Below are 16,473 nucleotides of genomic sequence, written 5' to 3'. Positions count from 1 at the left end.
GTTGTTATGAATGATGCGACCAATTTAATTGCCAATGAAGCCAAATCAATTGTGCAGGCGCATTTAGATCGCTTGGGTGAAACCAAAGAACATCATTTGAGTGAGCAAGCCAAGCAGGAAAAATTTGCGCAAATTAAAGCAGAACTCGAAAAGCACAATGCTGTCTTGGTTGCCCATTATTACTGCGATCCTGAAGTACAGGAACTGGCTGAATTAACAGGTGGCTGTGTTTCGGATTCACTGGAAATGGCACGTTTTGGTCGTGATCATGCGGCAACCACGTTGGTCGTAGCTGGTGTAAAATTTATGGGCGAAACTGCCAAAATTTTATCGCCAGAAAAAACCATTCTTATGCCAACTTTAGAAGCGACTTGTTCGCTAGACTTAGGTTGTCCTTTCGATGAGTTTAGCCGCTTCTGTGATGCGCATCCTGATCATACAGTCGTGGTTTATGCCAACACGTCCGCTGCGGTAAAAGCGCGTGCAGATTGGGTCGTTACCTCAAGCTGTGCGGTTGAAATTATTGAACATCTCGATAGCTTAGGTGAAAAAATCATTTGGGCGCCAGATCAGCACTTAGGACGCTATATTCAAAAGAAAACTGGCGCAGATATGCTGCTTTGGGATGGTTCGTGTATTGTGCATGAAGAATTCCGTTCACGCGGTATAGCCAATATGAAAGCCATGTATCCGGATGCAGCAGTTTTGGTGCATCCAGAATCACCAGAATCAGTTGTTGATGTAGCTGATGCGGTGGGCAGTACCTCGCAACTTATTCAAGCGGCAAAAACTTTGCCACACGAGCGTTTAATTGTGGCAACAGACCGCGGTATTTTCTACAAGATGCAGCAAGCTGTACCAAATAAAATTCTAATTGAAGCACCAACTGCAGGTGAGGGTGCAACCTGTCGTTCATGCGCACACTGCCCGTGGATGGCGATGAATGAATTGGATGGAATTTTGCATGTATTGCAAACAGGTGATCAAGAAGTATTCGTTGAACCTGCCATGGCAGAACGTGCTAAATTACCACTAGATCGTATGTTGAATTTCAGTGCGAGCTTAAAACGCTAAAATTGATTGAAAAATATCAAAAATGCTTGATAAATATACGGTTGAAGCTTTTTTTTAATTTTTTTTAAATATAGGTGTTGACGTCTTCGGGCGTCGCGCCTAGAATGCACACCGTACCGCACGATGTGCGATACACAAAAAGCTGAGATGAATCGGAGCATAGCACAGCCTGGTAGTGCACCTGGTTTGGGACCAGGGGGTCGTAGGTTCGAATCCTACTGCTCCGACCAATTCTTCAAGGCAACGTATCGCATGATATTATGTATCATCGGTCATGCGCCTGTAGCTCAGTTGGATAGAGCATCCGCCTTCTAAGCGGATGGTCACAGGTTCGAATCCTGTCAGGCGCGCCATTTTTTGGTAGCTTGGTATAAAAGAACCAAACATGATGGTGGATGTAGCTCAGTTGGTAGAGCCCTGGATTGTGATTCCAGTTGTCGCGGGTTCGAATCCCGTCATTCACCCCAATTTCGGAGCATAGCACAGCCTGGTAGTGCACCTGGTTTGGGACCAGGGGGTCGTAGGTTCGAATCCTACTGCTCCGACCATATTCTTGATTTTAATAATAAATTTAATCAGATCCAATCTATTTAATATCGTTTCAAAGTTCCAAATACTCAATTTAATTACATCTCTGTCAGTGTCTATATATCACTGAATTATTCCCAAATGATTCCCATGAGAAAATTGAAATTTGAGTGAAAAACCTACAAAACCCCTAAAATATGAGATATGAAAAATAAATGGGGACTAGCGTTTTTTAGAAGTAATAAAGTAATATTTTTTTATAATCCTATTTAATTCAATTGCTTATGTGGTTTTTAATAAGTAATTTAGGAGTAATATTTAAGTAATTTATTACTGTGTAAAAAGGTGATTTTCTCAAAAAAATGTAATTAATAAAATCAATAACTTATAAAATATTACCTCTAAAATTACAAAAAATTACTTCTTTAAGTAATATATTTTTACCTTGTAATTCAATTACTTATGTTGTGACCTTACTTTATTACTCCTAAAATTCATGCATCCCCATAAAAGAACATATATATGTTCGGTTTTAAATGCTTGGAACTTAATGATGTGCTTTGAAAAGGTAGGGTGAATTTTCTGTTTTTCTGTCATTTGGGCAAATCATGCTTTTATAGTTTTTTGCAGTGAAATGCAGTCTTTGAATTTGTTGTTATGCTCTGGAAGATGCTAATCCAGCTGTATTGTTCGGATGGATTCTATATTGATCTGTTCTGCAGTAATTCAGACACATTTAGAGCGGGCAGGTGGGGGGGGGCAACTGCGAGCCATCGACTACAGCAAGTATGTGTATGAGAAGAAGTTCAATAGGCAATAATTAATTGAAGATTTTGCTTTGATACAAGTGTATTGCTGATAATGTGCTGCTATGTCAAGATAGTGGCACACTATTTTAAAAAACGGGCATCCAATGGCTAGATCGTCATTTAAAAATATTCGAGTCGATTTTTTTCAAATGACCATAACTCCAACAGAAACAATAAAAACACCTTTGCAGGGGTTCAAAGCTATTCAAGACGGGGTTGTTGCCAATCATCATGACAATGGCGGATTTAAACGTGAGTTTTATGCCATAGATACTTATGGCCCAAATATTTGTGGCGCTTTAAGAAAATTTAGGAATGAAGATCTACCAAAAATTAGTTCATTAGGCGGGGCTGAATTGGATTTACCTTTAGCCGATGGTCAGGGATTGGTTGAACACAATTGTTTTATTTATTATCCAAAAGATAGTGTACTTGCACTGCACTTCAATTCTCATGCAAATCATGTAAGTCGAGTCGGTGAAACACTTGCAGGATTATGGGGCACAAGTGTCGAATTAACGCCTTTGGTTTCCGCAGATACTTTCCAAAGATTGCTTAAGACAGGAACAACTCTAGTAGAGATTGAAGCAAAAATACCTAAGCCAAATAATCCCCAGTTATTGCCAAGATCAGACAATTTTTCTCAGGGAGCCTTAGATTTATTGAATATGTCAGATGCTGATAGTCTATCTATTAAAGTCGGGATAGATCAGCGTTATGCTGGTATGAATCGGCGTTTAGCTAATTGGCTAAAAAATTCTGTGCGTACATTAAGCCAATATGACCCACAAAAATTGACTGCTAAAATTGATGAGAATGGTATCGTTTCACCCATTGATTTAATCGCAGACCGCATTAAGTCTACGCAGAAGGTTGAAGCTTCTGGTAGACATATCCCTCGTGAAACACTATACAATGCCATCGCTCAAGCGTATGACGAAGTAGAGAGTGAAATAGATGAATTTTTCTCCGTTGGTAGATCTAACTAAAAGGATGGTAAGTGTACTCATTACACTTGCTGTGCCTTTATTTGTTGGATGGTTAACGTGGAAATATTCGGATATCTATTTATCTAATTTGTGTAGTAATAATGGTCCGTATGAGTTGGCTAAACAAATTGCCAGCATTTCAGGTGTTATTTTAGGCTTTGTTCTAGCAGCGATTAGTATTTTAACTGCCGTGATGGATAAGACCTTAATTTCAAATATGATGAGAACAGGTCACTTTAAGAACTTCGTAAAACAAGCTTTTTATGGCTGTGCTTGGCTGATTTTATTAATTGTTATTTCATTGGTATTTTTAGGAATAGACACAGCTTTTATTAAGCTTGCATATACTGTGATTATGGCAGTGATGTCTTATACAACAATTCAGTTAATCATCACTGCCAGACGTTTTTACAATATCATTGTGGTTATGAGTAGCCGTTAAATTATTGAATCAACCCGTAGGGTTTAAACTTAATCACTTCATCACCCGCCCAATCATTGAATTGAAGTAGGCGTGATTGCAGTGGAATAATTTCATTGTGATAAAACACTTCAGTCGCAGACTTAATATCACCAAAGCCACCCGCATTGCTTGGCACAATACCCATGAGTTGTGGTGGAACGCGAAGTGCAGCTAACGTGTCATCACGTGTAATAGATTTAATATTGGTAAAGTCATCTTTTGCTGCAATTTCAGATGTTGGAATGACCTGAATGCCATCCTTTTTCCCATTTGGGCTGTAATAGAATAAATTGCGGAAGTTGCCTGGTCCTTTACTTTCCTTGAGTGCTGTTCGTAAGGCAGTAATATCATTTGGATCACTGGCAGGATCATTCACATATAAGATAAATCCTGCATGGCTACCATTGTTGTAATACTTTCTGCGGAACAGGGTCGCAGACTCATTGAGCCATGCAGACTGTAAAGCCGAAATATATTCAGGTGTTCCATAAATTTCCTGATCAATGTCCGTTTCCCGAATATGACAAATACGGTTTTGTGGAAATTCATATTCATGTAAACCATGATGGTTTTGATTCAAATAGAAATACTGGCCATCATGTTCTCCAGCGCGGGTATATTTTGCGAGGGCAGGTTTATATTCTATGGTGTTTCCTAAGCGGGACTTAATATCTTGAACATAAGTATTGCCACACCAAATGAAGTCCAAAGCAATTTGTTCAAAGGCTTTACGGCTCATGCGGCTATGCGGCATAAATAAGTTGGCCAAAAAGTTACGTTTGAAAATGATGCCACTGCTCAAATATGGAGTCGCTGTATAACTTTTTGAAAGTCCTTCAAGGCTGATCTTCGGCTCATACCAACGACCATTAAACCAACATTCCATATAGTTAGATAAATCATTACCATCTAATACAGGAACTGCATCACCAAAAGTAAATGCTTCTGCTCTTAGGGGTAGTGCTTGTTGTACGGGTTGTGGCAAATAGCTTAATGCTGAATTCATCAAACTTTTGGCGTTTGAAAATAGGTTCATGAATAAATCTCCAATACGGATGTATTTGTTTCTGTAATTCCTGCCAAAGGCTCGTTATAAATGGCATGCATGAGTGCCCAAGCTAAATCAGCATGTCCAATTTCTTCTGAACGCCCTGCTGTGAAAGTGATTTGGGTTTGGCTGGCTGTCATGGTTTTTTTAATACTCATTAAGGATTGGGTAAGGTCTTTATCACCTGCATCGTATTCGAGTCTGCCATTACGAATGACATCTAGCGTTTTGTAGACCAATTGCGCTTTAATTTCTGGTGAGTATTTAAAAGTATGTACGGCAGGGAAGAATTGTTTGACCAGTTCCGCGACACCAATTCCCATGCCTGTGGTATCAATACCGATATATGTGACGTTATAACGCAGGGTGATATTGCGGATATGTTCTGCCTGCTGTGCGAAATCATCTCCCTTGAATTGATGGCGTTCCAATACTCTGAACTTCCCACCTGCTACAGCTGGCGGTGCAACAACAACTAAACCTGCATTGTCACCAGAGAGAGCAGGGTCATAGCCAACCCAAACTTGTTTATTTGCAAAAGGTCGGTTATGCCAAATCTTAAAATCAGACCACAGCTCCAGACTGTCCACCATGCAGTGCATAAGCATATTGAGTGGGAACATAGACTGGCCATCATCTACAAATTCACACATCAATAGGTTGGAAAAATCTTCTGCAGAATATTCAAAGCGAAGATCACCAATATTGAAGAGATCGCAGCCACCTGCTTCAGCATCTATGATTGTGACGATCTGCCGCCAAATTTTGTCTTCGCAAAGTCTGCCTTTTTTTAATGAATCGTGTGAAACGTCGATGCTGACCTGTTGGTTTTTCGGTCTGCCTTTGTTGTATCTGCTGCCAGTCCAGAAAGAGTAGGCTTCATGGGTAATGGTGGATGGTGTCGAAAAATAGGTCTTACGCCATTTTTTATGCAATGCCATTGCCGATGCTACTTTTTCTAATTCATTGAAGCCATGCGTCCAAAAAAACTCATCGAAGTAAAAATTTCCGTGGTGGCCCTGTGCTGTACGGTAATTGGTACCTAGGAATAAAAGTTCTGCACCATTCGATAGAACAATCGGATCACCTGTCAATTCCACACCTACATCTGCAGCAAAAGCCTTGATGTAATGTTTGAAAATATGTGCCTGAGCTTTGGATGCAGATAGGAAGATTTGATTTCGACCAGTTTTAAGGGCATCGACCAAAGCTTCACGGGCAAAATAATAAGTTGCCCCAATTTGACGGCTTTTGAGAATAGCGCGGGAACGCTGATCCATTGCTCGGTACCAGTCCCATTGGTATTCAAACAGGTTTTCTTCAAATGCCAGTACGAGTTCTTCAATCTGTTCATCAGTGAAATGATTGGGAACTTTTTTACGTGGTGCAGTATTGCGTTTGCGTATCTCAGGATTGAGGTCTGCTTCGGTACCATCTTTACGATACTTTTCAATACGGGCAAATTCCTTATATGCCCGCATCAACATATCTATTTCTTTAATATCCCCTGACGTTTTTTTATTTTTTAGGATTAATACCATCAGGCGTACGGTCAGGGCATTTTCAACTCGATTTTCGGGCTTTTCTTTGTCCCAGTCATCCCGAGTTTTCCACGTCTGAACAGTACGTTCATTTTCATTGAGCACTTCTGAAATATCGACAATCTTCCAGCCAAGCCAATATAGAAATTTGGCTTTTAGCTTGTTATCCATAATCAGATGCAAATTTGCAATGGGCGATAAATCATTCATTATTTTGGCTGTTTGCTTTCATGTGCAAACATTGGCAGCACCGCACTGATTATTCAGTCAGGCTTATTTGTATATGGCTCATATACAAGCACATGGAATTGCAGTGCTTATGCTTAATTGCCCATTCTGCACCTAATCAAAATCGTGATTTTTATCCGTACATATTTATTGAATAGGTTTGCAAATGAGCAAAGAAGATAAGAAGTACAAATCCAAATGGTTTCGTATAGCTGTAGCTGGTGATACCACTGATGGACGAGAGATCCAACCAGAATGGATTCATCAAATGGCAGAAAACTATGATCCGAATGTCTATGGTGCACGTATTAATATTGAACATATTCGTGGTGTTTTGCCTGATAGCGTGTTTGGTGCATACGGTGATGTGATTGCACTAAAAACCGAAAAAGTCACTATTAATGGTGAAGAAAAAGATGCGCTGTTTGCTCAAATTGAACCGACTGAGAGTTTAATTGCAATCAACAAGAAGAGGCAAAAAGTCTATACATCAATGGAAGTTGATGAAAACTTTGCCAAAACAGGTTCAGCTTATTTGATTGGTTTAGCGGTTACAGACAGTCCTGCATCACTCGGTACAGAAATGTTGCAGTTTGCAGCAGGTGCACAAGTCAATCCATTGAATGACCGTAAACAACGTCCTGAAAACTTATTCAGTGCTGCAACGGAAGTTTCTATTGAGTTTGAGGAAGTGAAAACTCAGCGATCATATTCTGCAGGCTTGCTCGATACAGTAAAAAAACTATTCACAAAACAAGAAAAAGCGGAGCAAAAGTCTGCAGAATCTTTTTCTGAACAAGAGCAGGCGATTCTTGAAATTGCTACGGAAACATCTAAGCAAGGTGAAGCCGTTTCTGATTTAGAAGAAAAATATAGCAACTTAAATACGGCACATGAGCAGCTTCAGCAAGATTTTAACGAACTTAAAACGAAATTGGATGGGGAGCCTGACAGTGAGCCTCGTCCTAAATCTGCTAATTCTAAATTTACTGAAGAAGTCGATTGTTAAGTTTTGATTGTAAATCTTCCAAATTATAAAAAGAGTAACCGCTATGCGTAAAGAAACACGTTTTAAATATAATGCAGCGATGCAAAAACTTGCCGAATTGAATGGTGTAGAGCAAGTTTCCCAGAAGTTTAATGTGACACCATCGGTTCAGCAAAAGTTAGAAGATAAAATTCAGGTATCTTCAGCATTTTTACAGAAAATTAATATTTTCTTGGTGCCTGAGCAGTCTGGTTCAGCAGTCGGTTTAGGCATTAGCCGTCCAATTGCTTCACGTACCAATACAGATACCACAGACCGCCAAGCGACTGATCCAACGTCTATGGATGAGCGTTTCTATTTCTGTCGTAAAACAGATTTCGATACGGCAATCAAATACGCAAAGTTAGATCAGTGGGCCAAATTTAAAGATTTCTACGCCCGTTTTTCTGGACAAATTCATAAGCGTCAAGGCTTAGACCGCATCATGATTGGTTTTAACGGTACCTCTTATGCTGCGACCACAGATATTGCTGCCAATCCAAAACTGCAGGATGTCAACAAAGGTTGGTTGCAGAAAATGCGTGAAGAAAATGCAGCTCGTGTAATGTCATCTGGTGCGGATGTTTCAAAAATTACGGTTGGAGCAACGGGTGACTATAAAAACTTTGATGCATTAGTCATGGATCTGACCAATGAATTTATTGATGAAGTTCACCAGGATAACCCAGACTTAGTCGTGTTGTGTAACCGAAAAACTGTGGCAGACAAGTATTTCCCGTTGGTCAATAAAGATCAGGAAAACTCTGAAAAGCTTGCAGCAGACATCATTATCAGTCAGAAGCGCATGGGCAATTTACCTGTTTATGCCGTGCCGTTTTTTCCTGAAGATGCCATTCTTGTAACGACTTTCGACAACCTTTCGATTTACGTGCAAGAAGGTGCCCGTCGTCGTACCGTGATCGACAATCCAAAACGTGACCAAATTGAAAACTATGAATCTTCAAATGAAGACTATTACATTGAAGATTTAGGTTTGGCTGCGATGGCTGAAAAAATCGAAGTGGTATAAGCCTATGTCACTCGCACGTAAGCATTTCCAAAAACACAGTGCAATTTCAGCGGCCAATACGGCTGCTGAATTTGGCACCATGCAAGATTTGTCTTTTTATGAGTTACATCTTGCACAGTTAAATAATGACCGCCATCGCTTAAAGCAGATTCAATCTACTGAAGCGAAAGTTCAATTAAAAACCAATCTATTGCCAAATTATCTGCCCTATGTAGATGGAATTCTTGAAGCAAATAAATCGGTTCAAGATGAAGTCTTCATGACCATTTTAGTCTGGTGCATGGATGTTGGTGATTATTCCAAAGCATTGGAAATGGCCGAATTTGCCTTGTTGCACAACATGGCCATGCCAGATCGTTTTGAACGCAAGACAGCAACTTTAGTCACTGAAGAAATTGCGAATGCTTTTTTAAAGCAGCTTAAAACCAATGCTTATGTGGATATTGATGTTCTTTTGCATCTTGAAAAGTTGGTGATCCGTGGTGATGTAGATGCCCAAATTTTGGATATGCCAGATCAGGTAAAAGCAAAGTTATTTGTTGCCCTGGGTAAAGCAAAAATTAAGCTGATTACCAACAAGGATGAACCAAGTGAAAGCGACTTGGCTTATGCCAAAGATGCTTTGGCTTACCTTGAGCGAGCTGTTGAATTAGATGATCGTTGTGGTGGTAAACAAGATCATAAGACCATGGAAACCTTACTTAAAAAGTTTGGTGACCAAACTGTCAGTTAAATAATGACGGTGAAATCCTGAAAAGGCTTTGACCGATTTAACCGAGTGCCCACGCACCGCATGGGCGAACAATGGTGATGTCATTACACGCTAATACACATTAGACCATTGTTCCCACCCATGCATTCATTTCAAAACAACGGTAGGGGATAGTATGGGATTTGTCGCAAATGGTAATTACACGCCAAGTGAAGTCATTATTGAAAGTGATCCTTTTTATCCGTCTATTGCTTTGGATCAAATTCGAGAGATTGTGCGTCTTGATGGTGTAGTGACCAACGCCCGTCTCAAACAAGCAATTATTGAAGAAGTATTAGATATCAATCGTTTGCTTATTTCATTGCAAACCAAAGTGATTCAACTTTCTGATCTATCCAAAACTCAAATCGATGGTTTGCCTGATACTGACTATTTGTATTTATCTGCAGTTGCAAATGGAGTAGCTGCAAAGATTAATGAAAATTATCGAACCTATGACAGTTCAAATTCTGGTGCAAAAAAGGCTGAACAGGCTGAAAGCACTGTTGATGATTATCGTCGTAATAGACAGTGGGCCATTCAACAGCTTTTAGGCCAAAACCATACAGTTGTTGAATTAATTTAGAGATCGCACATGGCCAAAACGATTTTTGCTTTGCAACATGACACAGTCGATGAGATCTGTTGGCGAGTGTACGGCAGAAGTTCAGGTGTTGTTGAAAAAGTTTTGGAAGCCAATCCAAAACTTGCAGAACTTGGTGCATTTCTTCCCATAGGAACTGAAGTCATTTTACCTGACATTGAAACACCGCAACAAATTAAACAAACCATCCAGCTCTGGGATTAATAACAACATGACAGAACCAACTACAACAGCAACAGTTGCTGGATTAAGCGCAATTTCTTTACTGCCGTTCATTAATGGTAATGCTTTATTGGGTGCAGTACTTGGTGCTGCATTTATTGCAACTTATGAAAAAGATTTAACAGCATGGCAGCGTTTAAGAACCATGTTGTTATCTACAGGAATTGGCTACTTGCTTGCACCAGAAATCACGAGTCGGACTTTAGTCACCAGTGATGCGACTGCAGCATTGATTACATCCACCTTTTCACTTTTCATTTTAGTAAAAGCTGTCGATTGGGTGAAAAAAGCTCGGTTATCTGAGATTTGGAAAGTTTTTAAAAATGGAGGACAGCATGATTGAGTATTTATTTCAGGGTATTGCTTTGATTGCATACCTCGCATGTTCATTACGAATGATCTGTTTCAATCGTAACGGAGCACAGTTTCATCGTGGTTATGCTTGGCTTGCTGCTTTATTGATAGCAGCTTGTCTGGGGCAAAGCCTGCATATTTTGCTTTTCAAAGACCCTGTCACTGTATGGGATGCATTCTTTGCTGTGTTTTTGGCAGTACTTATTTTTAGAACAAAAGGCAATGTGGCCAAATTAATTTGGAGTCCAGCATGATTATTAAATTTGGTGAACGTGGTGATGCCGTCGCCCAGCTGCAGAAACGTTTAAATGCGCTTGGTTTTAAAAGTAAAAATGACAAACTTTTAGTCGTAGATGGCATTTTTGGTGAAGGAACCGAATATGCAGTGATGCAATTCCAAAAAAGTGTTGGGCTTTTAATTGATGGCAAAGTTGGTGATAAAACACGAGCTGCATTAGCTGAACAGGATGTATCTAAATTTTTAAAAGACAGTGATTATATTGCGGCAGCTAAACGTCTTAATGTATCTGAACTGAGCATTCGTGTTTTTGGTGCAACTGAAGGTCGTGGTGTTGGCTTCTTAAAAAATGGCAAGGCTAAAATTTTATTTGAACGCCACCGAATGTATCACTATTTGGTGCAATTCAAAGGTAAAGCTTTTGCAAATGCTCAAATGAAACAATTTCCCAACTTGGTGAATACATCACCAGGTGGATATAAGGGTAATGAAGCTGAATATACCCGTTTAAAACTGGCCATGAATATCCATGCTGAGGCAGCTTTAATGTCATGCAGTTGGGGGCAGTTCCAAATCATGGGTGAAAACTGGAAAGACTTGGGTTATGCCTCTGTTTTTGAGTTTGTAGATCAAATGCAAGCCACAGAATCTTTACAGTTAGAAGCCTTTGTCCGTTTTATTGAATTTAAGACGGGCACAATTGCAGATAAAAAAGTGGCTTTAGTTGATGCTTTGCGTGAAGAAGACTGGCACACAGTTTTCACGCTTTATAATGGGAAAAATTATAAAAAACTTGGTTATCAGGCGAAATTCCAACGTGAGTGGGATCATTTAGAACCATTGTACGGTGATAAAAAAGCAGCATGAAAAAGCCTGATAGTTTAAAACGACACATGATTAACGCTGTAACTGAGTTACAGCGTGATCCTGATCGTATGTTGATATTTACAGATAAGGGTAATGTTCGTTGTACGCTTGCAAACGGACTCTCATTTGAATATGTCTATGAACTTAACTTTATATTGACTGAATATGCAGGTGATCTTGATGCAGTCATGATTCCTTTATTAGATTGGGTTCGATTAAATCAGCATGAGTTGTTGGCCAACTTAGAAAAAAGCAAAGACGCATTTAAATTTGAAACTGTAATTTTGGACAATAACACTGTGGATCTGTCGATGACTTTACCTATTACTGAGCGGGTAATTGTTAAACGACAAGAAGATGGTACCTTGAATATTAGCTTCCCAGATGAAGAACAATATGAAAATGCCACAGAACCACAGCTTTTTAAAATGATTGATCAGAACACGGGAAATGTCTTAGCCGAATGGATGTCTGCTGAACCTGAGGAGCAGTATTTTTAGTTTGGTGGATTATGGAAAACTTTAATGAACTGACAGAGTATTTAGGTACCTTACTTGGCCAATTGAGTGAAGCTGAACTTCGTAAGTTAGAGATAGGTGTTGCACGTAAACTTAGGGTATCTCAAAAGGCTAGAATCACTCGACAGCAAAACCCAGATGGCAGTCAGTATGTCCCACGTAAAACTGTTTTAAGAGATAAGAAAAATAAAATTAAAAATAAGATGTTCAACGTGATCAAGAATGCAAAGTACATGCGTATTGATCGGACAGCACAAGGTACAGCAATTGGTTTTGTGGGGCGAGTCGCATTTATTGCGAGGGTTCACCAATACGGTTTAAGAGATAGAGTCGCACTTTATGGCCCCAATGTGCAGTATTCACGTCGTGAGTTATTGGGCTTTACTGATGAAGACCTTGCCATGATTGAAAATGATATTTTGAACTCTATTTCATCCAAATAAGTGCATTTGTATATGGCTCATATACAAGCCTTATCAAATGCATTCCTTTTTCATCTGCAACACGATTGCAGCATGAGCGCAGAATTACACCGTCGTCTTGAAAACCTGATTCGTTTAGGCACGATCAAGACCATTCATCCAGCGAAACCATTTACTACAGTCACTGTCCAAATTGGGCAGATTACGACTGCGAAGTTACGTTTTCTTGATTTAAGGGCAGGGGATGACAAGAGCTGGAATCCACCAAGTATTGGGGAGGAAGTTGTTGTGCTGAGTCCAAGTGGTGTGTTGGAAATGGGAATTGTTATTGCTGGTTTGAGTAATGATCAGAACCCAGCACCTGCTGATGACTTAAACAAGAATATTCGTATTTTTTCAGATGGTTGCCTTATTTCCTATGATGTCAGTAGCCACGCTTTAGAAGCCATATTACCTGCAGGTGGAACTGCTGTTTTAACAGCACTAGGTGGCGTAACGATCAATGGTGATACCACGATCAATGGAAATGTTCAGGTGAATGGCAGCACTGCAATGACAGGAAACAATACGGTTGGTGGTAGCCAGTTAGTACAAGGATCTAGCCATTCATCTGGTCAGTTCAGTACTGAAGCTGATGTGACTGCTGGCAGTATCAGTTTGAAATCGCATGTTCATTCTGGTGTGCAGTCTGGTGGTGGAACTACTGGAGGACCACAGTAATGATGTCGCGTCTTGATGGTTCTGAACTATCAGAAAAAGAACATATTTTACAGTCTTTGGAAGACATTGCTACGACACCAATTGGTACCCGAATTATGCGTCGTGATTATGGTACGCAGTTGGCTGATTTGATTGATCAACCTATTAGTGAAGCACTGTATTTGAAAATTTATAGCACTTTATATGTTGCGTATTTACGTTGGGAAGATCGTATCGATATTAGTCAGATCCAAGTCGCTGAGATTCAAAATGGGCAGTTAATTTTGGATATCACAGGGTTTTTAAAAACAAATGGCATGGAAATGAATATATCGATTCCTGTTAAGTGGGGAGCTATTGCATGAGTGTTGATTTTAATCAATTACAGAAACCTGATGCTTTTGATGAGATTGATTATGAAACTATTTTTAATAGTCGAAAGGAAAATCTAATTGCATTGTGGCCGAGCAATAAGCAAAACCAGATTCGAAAAACTCTAGATCGAGAGAGTGAGCCGCTAACTAAGCTTTTACAAGAAAATGTCTATCGTGAAATTCTACTGCGTTCAAAAATTAACGCTCAGTATCGTGCTGTACTTTTAGCTTATGCCACTGGTACAGATTTAGATGTCAAAGTAGCTGATTACGGTATTCAACGACTTATTGTTTCAGCTGAAGATTTAAGCAGTACACCACCTAAACCTGCAGTTTATGAAAGTGATGAAGAGTTGCGTTATCGTGCAAGTAAAGCATTTGATGGATTGTCTGTTGCAGGTCCAACTTCAGCGTATGAGTTTTTTTCATTGAGTGCAGATGGCCGTGTTGCCGATGCCTATGCCTCTTCACCATCCCCTGCAAATGCATTAATCACGATTTTACAAAGAGATTCTGCTAATGGTGCTGCATCCGAAGAACTCTGCCAAATTGTGAATAACTATGTATCTGGTGAAGAGCGAAGGCCTACAGGTGATCGAGTTGTAGTCCAGTCTGCTGATATCGTTGAATATAAAATTCAAGCTGTACTTCATCACAATAATTTGCCTGAAACTGATCCCTTGTTAGATGAGGCTCTCACTAATATTCGCAAATTTGTAAATAGTCCAAAGCGTATTGGTCAAAGTATTTATTTATCTGCCATTTTTAAGCAATTGCACGTGTCTGGCGTGGAACGTGTTGAGTTAATTAGTCCGACAGAAGATGTATTGGTTTCTGAATTTCAGGCTTCATTTTGCTCTGCGATTGGTATTTCTCTTGGGGGGAGCTAGTGAAAAATTTACTTCCTCCAAATTCAACTGATTTAGAAAAAAATGTTGCTGAAGAACTTGGCAATAATTCGAACCTGCCTGCAAATTTACGCAGCCTTGTCACTTTGAATGATGTACCAAGTCAGTTTTTACCGCATTTGGCTTGGGAAAACAGTGTTGATCGTTGGCAACAGGATTGGCCAGAAGAAGTTAAAAAACAGCAGATCAAGGCAAGTTTTGAGGTTCACAAGTACAAAGGCACAAATTACGCCCTGCGCAAAATTGTCGAAGCGTTTGGTTATAGCGTCACCATTTATGAATGGTGGCAAGAAGTACCCATGAATGAACCAGGTACTTTCCAAATTTCAATCGACACCAACAATCAATCATTAACTGAACAAGGGCTGAATACTTTACTTCAGCTCATTGATGATGCTCGACCGCTTACACGCCACTGCAAACATATTCAAATTAACGTTACGCCAAGTTATGCACAGATCTATGCCTTAGCAGGCAGTTATAGCGGTGACGATACAACAATTTTCCCAGAAGTCCAGGATGCCATTATTTCCGCAGCTCCTATTTGGGCTTTCTATGAGCAAACAGAAACTGAAATTTATCCTTTCGGAGCCCACACATGAGTTACTACACCAAGATTACGAAAGCAGGTTTAGCAGCAATCACAGCTGCTATGAATAACAATTCTAAAGTTCCAATTACCTACATGGCCTTTGGTGATGGCAATGGATATATTCCTGAACCTGATGAAAATGCGACTTCATTAGTCAATGAGGTTTATCGTGTTGGCGTAAATAAAGTTGAAGTTCATAGTAAGAACCCAAATTGGTTAGTCTGTGAAGCAATCATTCCTTCTGCTGTAGGTGGTTTTAATATTCGTGAAGTGGCTCTATATGACAGCACTGGCAATACCATGTTGGCAATTGCGAGTTACCCACCAACGTATAAACCAACAGTAGAAGAAGGTGCAGCGAAGATTCAAACCATACGAATTGTCATTCAGGTAGATAATTCGGGAAACTTTGAATTGATTGTAGATCCTGATGTAGTACTTGCAACAGTGGATTTAGTATTATCAAATCAAATAATTACTTGTGAATCCGTTGAGGATTTAATCAGTAAACCTATTTACAAAGATGGACAAAGAGCTTACTTAAAATCTTATTATGATGGTAAAGCTACTGGTTGGGGGTATTTGATTCATCGTAATATTACAACACAACCAGATTATGTATATACGTTTCCATGCATTTCTGGTGGTATCTGGGAGCGTGAGAGAAAAGATAAAAAACATCACTTTGCTGTCGACGCAGGCGTATTAACAGGAAATGGAATAGATAATACTGTTGCATTACAACGCTTAAGTGCAATTTTGGTTAGAGAGGATGTAATTGAATTTCCAGCTGGGGTGATTGAAACAACTGATTTTAAGATACCAGATGCCCTTATTACCGTAAAAGGCAAAGGAAAAACTATTTCAACATTAAAATTAACACATAAGGACTCATCAATTCGTATTCATGAAGCAACTCAATTTAAATCAATTAAAGTTTTAGGTGTCGGAGTTTATGAACATAAGTATTTATTAAGAGATGAACGCCCTTACAATACATCTGATGTTGATGTTGACTTAAATGATTGTTATTTTGGAAAATCTGAATATATTGTTTTAGCTCTGTACACGACAAAAATAGATAACTCATTGAAATAATGTCACAATAATTGTTTTCTAACGACGAATACTATGACACATCTCAATGAGTTATATCTTATCTTAAACAAATCTCTAAAATGGAACAA

20 protein-coding genes and 4 tRNA genes are annotated in these 16,473 nt (G+C 39.4%); 22 read left to right on the top strand and 2 right to left on the bottom strand.

The features are described 5' to 3' along the window. Positions 1 to 6: 6 nt before the first annotated feature. From nadA to FTU70_RS11435, 7 genes are all read left to right on the top strand, one after another. Complete coding sequence (gene nadA / locus FTU70_RS11465; RefSeq protein ID WP_180060616.1) at positions 7 to 1,074, top strand: quinolinate synthase NadA; 1,068 nt, start codon at positions 7 to 9, stop codon at positions 1,072 to 1,074. Between the two features lie 153 nt (positions 1,075 to 1,227). Next, positions 1,228 to 1,304: transfer RNA gene (locus FTU70_RS11460), tRNA-Pro, on the top strand. 46 nt (positions 1,305 to 1,350) lie between these two features. Then, positions 1,351 to 1,427: transfer RNA gene (locus tag FTU70_RS11455), tRNA-Arg, on the top strand. Positions 1,428 to 1,465: 38 nt separating this feature from the next. After that, positions 1,466 to 1,541 (top strand) — tRNA-His (locus tag FTU70_RS11450). A gap of 4 nt (positions 1,542 to 1,545) precedes the next feature. Then, positions 1,546 to 1,622: transfer RNA gene (locus tag FTU70_RS11445), tRNA-Pro, on the top strand. 893 nt (positions 1,623 to 2,515) lie between these two features. After that, positions 2,516 to 3,400, top strand: coding sequence for a DUF6731 family protein (locus FTU70_RS11440; RefSeq protein WP_180060615.1), 885 nt, complete (start codon positions 2,516 to 2,518; stop codon positions 3,398 to 3,400). Further along, complete coding sequence (locus tag FTU70_RS11435; protein ID WP_180060614.1) at positions 3,369 to 3,842, top strand: hypothetical protein; 474 nt, start codon at positions 3,369 to 3,371, stop codon at positions 3,840 to 3,842. The genes FTU70_RS11440 and FTU70_RS11435 overlap by 32 nt, the downstream gene beginning before the upstream one ends. 1 nt (position 3,843) lies before the next feature. Here the strand turns inward: FTU70_RS11435 and FTU70_RS11430 are convergent, their stop codons facing one another. Both FTU70_RS11430 and FTU70_RS11425 read right to left on the bottom strand, forming a co-directional pair. Then, positions 3,844 to 4,899 (bottom strand): phage portal protein, encoded by a 1,056-nt coding sequence (locus tag FTU70_RS11430; protein ID WP_180060613.1) that lies wholly within the window; start codon positions 4,897 to 4,899, stop codon positions 3,844 to 3,846. After that, entirely contained in the window at positions 4,896 to 6,662 is a 1,767-nt protein-coding gene (locus tag FTU70_RS11425; RefSeq protein ID WP_180060612.1) for a terminase large subunit domain-containing protein, read from the bottom strand. The genes FTU70_RS11430 and FTU70_RS11425 overlap by 4 nt, the downstream gene beginning before the upstream one ends. Before the next feature lie 184 nt (positions 6,663 to 6,846). On the opposite strand from FTU70_RS11425, the gene FTU70_RS11420 reads away from it, so the two are divergent. The 15 genes from FTU70_RS11420 (at position 6,847) to FTU70_RS11350 (ending at position 16,384) form a co-directional block, all read left to right on the top strand. Then, complete coding sequence (locus FTU70_RS11420; protein WP_180060611.1) at positions 6,847 to 7,689, top strand: GPO family capsid scaffolding protein; 843 nt, start codon at positions 6,847 to 6,849, stop codon at positions 7,687 to 7,689. 43 nt (positions 7,690 to 7,732) lie between these two features. Continuing rightward, positions 7,733 to 8,737 (top strand): phage major capsid protein, P2 family, encoded by a 1,005-nt coding sequence (locus tag FTU70_RS11415; protein ID WP_180060610.1) that lies wholly within the window; start codon positions 7,733 to 7,735, stop codon positions 8,735 to 8,737. Positions 8,738 to 8,741: 4 nt separating this feature from the next. Next, a complete protein-coding gene (gene gpM / locus FTU70_RS11410) occupies positions 8,742 to 9,470 on the top strand; it encodes a phage terminase small subunit (RefSeq protein WP_180060609.1) in 729 nt (242 codons plus the stop codon). A gap of 154 nt (positions 9,471 to 9,624) precedes the next feature. Continuing rightward, complete coding sequence (locus tag FTU70_RS11405; protein ID WP_180060608.1) at positions 9,625 to 10,074, top strand: head completion/stabilization protein; 450 nt, start codon at positions 9,625 to 9,627, stop codon at positions 10,072 to 10,074. A 9-nt stretch (positions 10,075 to 10,083) separates the two neighbouring features. After that, entirely contained in the window at positions 10,084 to 10,296 is a 213-nt protein-coding gene (locus tag FTU70_RS11400; protein ID WP_180060607.1) for a tail protein X, read from the top strand. A 7-nt stretch (positions 10,297 to 10,303) separates the two neighbouring features. Further along, positions 10,304 to 10,657 (top strand): putative holin, encoded by a 354-nt coding sequence (locus tag FTU70_RS11395; RefSeq protein WP_180060606.1) that lies wholly within the window; start codon positions 10,304 to 10,306, stop codon positions 10,655 to 10,657. Then, a complete protein-coding gene (locus FTU70_RS11390) occupies positions 10,650 to 10,922 on the top strand; it encodes a phage holin family protein (RefSeq protein WP_180060605.1) in 273 nt (90 codons plus the stop codon). The genes FTU70_RS11395 and FTU70_RS11390 overlap by 8 nt, the downstream gene beginning before the upstream one ends. Further along, complete coding sequence (locus tag FTU70_RS11385) at positions 10,919 to 11,773, top strand: N-acetylmuramidase family protein (protein ID WP_180060604.1); 855 nt, start codon at positions 10,919 to 10,921, stop codon at positions 11,771 to 11,773. Before FTU70_RS11390 ends, FTU70_RS11385 begins: the two co-directional genes overlap by 4 nt. Then, the gene (locus tag FTU70_RS11380) at positions 11,770 to 12,273 is read left to right on the top strand and encodes a phage tail protein (protein WP_180060603.1); all 504 of its coding nucleotides are present in this window, start codon (positions 11,770 to 11,772) and stop codon (positions 12,271 to 12,273) included. The genes FTU70_RS11385 and FTU70_RS11380 overlap by 4 nt, the downstream gene beginning before the upstream one ends. 11 nt (positions 12,274 to 12,284) lie before the next feature. Continuing rightward, positions 12,285 to 12,734, top strand: coding sequence for a phage virion morphogenesis protein (locus tag FTU70_RS11375; RefSeq protein WP_180060602.1), 450 nt, complete (start codon positions 12,285 to 12,287; stop codon positions 12,732 to 12,734). Positions 12,735 to 12,806: 72 nt separating this feature from the next. After that, positions 12,807 to 13,433 (top strand): phage baseplate assembly protein V, encoded by a 627-nt coding sequence (locus FTU70_RS11370; RefSeq protein WP_180060601.1) that lies wholly within the window; start codon positions 12,807 to 12,809, stop codon positions 13,431 to 13,433. After that, complete coding sequence (locus FTU70_RS11365) at positions 13,433 to 13,777, top strand: GPW/gp25 family protein (RefSeq protein ID WP_180060600.1); 345 nt, start codon at positions 13,433 to 13,435, stop codon at positions 13,775 to 13,777. The genes FTU70_RS11370 and FTU70_RS11365 overlap by 1 nt, the downstream gene beginning before the upstream one ends. Further along, the gene (locus tag FTU70_RS11360; RefSeq protein ID WP_180060599.1) at positions 13,774 to 14,676 is read left to right on the top strand and encodes a baseplate J/gp47 family protein; all 903 of its coding nucleotides are present in this window, start codon (positions 13,774 to 13,776) and stop codon (positions 14,674 to 14,676) included. Before FTU70_RS11365 ends, FTU70_RS11360 begins: the two co-directional genes overlap by 4 nt. Next, positions 14,676 to 15,296, top strand: a complete 621-nt coding sequence (locus FTU70_RS11355) for a phage tail protein I (RefSeq protein ID WP_180060598.1) — start codon at positions 14,676 to 14,678, stop codon at positions 15,294 to 15,296. The genes FTU70_RS11360 and FTU70_RS11355 overlap by 1 nt, the downstream gene beginning before the upstream one ends. Beyond that, a complete protein-coding gene (locus FTU70_RS11350) occupies positions 15,293 to 16,384 on the top strand; it encodes a phage tail protein (RefSeq protein WP_180060597.1) in 1,092 nt (363 codons plus the stop codon). The genes FTU70_RS11355 and FTU70_RS11350 overlap by 4 nt, the downstream gene beginning before the upstream one ends. Positions 16,385 to 16,473 lie beyond the last annotated feature (89 nt).

Source organism: Acinetobacter sp. YH12135 (genome assembly GCF_013418565.1).
Lineage (GTDB): Bacteria > Pseudomonadota > Gammaproteobacteria > Pseudomonadales > Moraxellaceae > Acinetobacter > Acinetobacter towneri.
The sequence above is the reverse complement of the archived record's forward strand: the minus strand, read 5'-3'. Positions and strand labels throughout refer to the sequence as shown.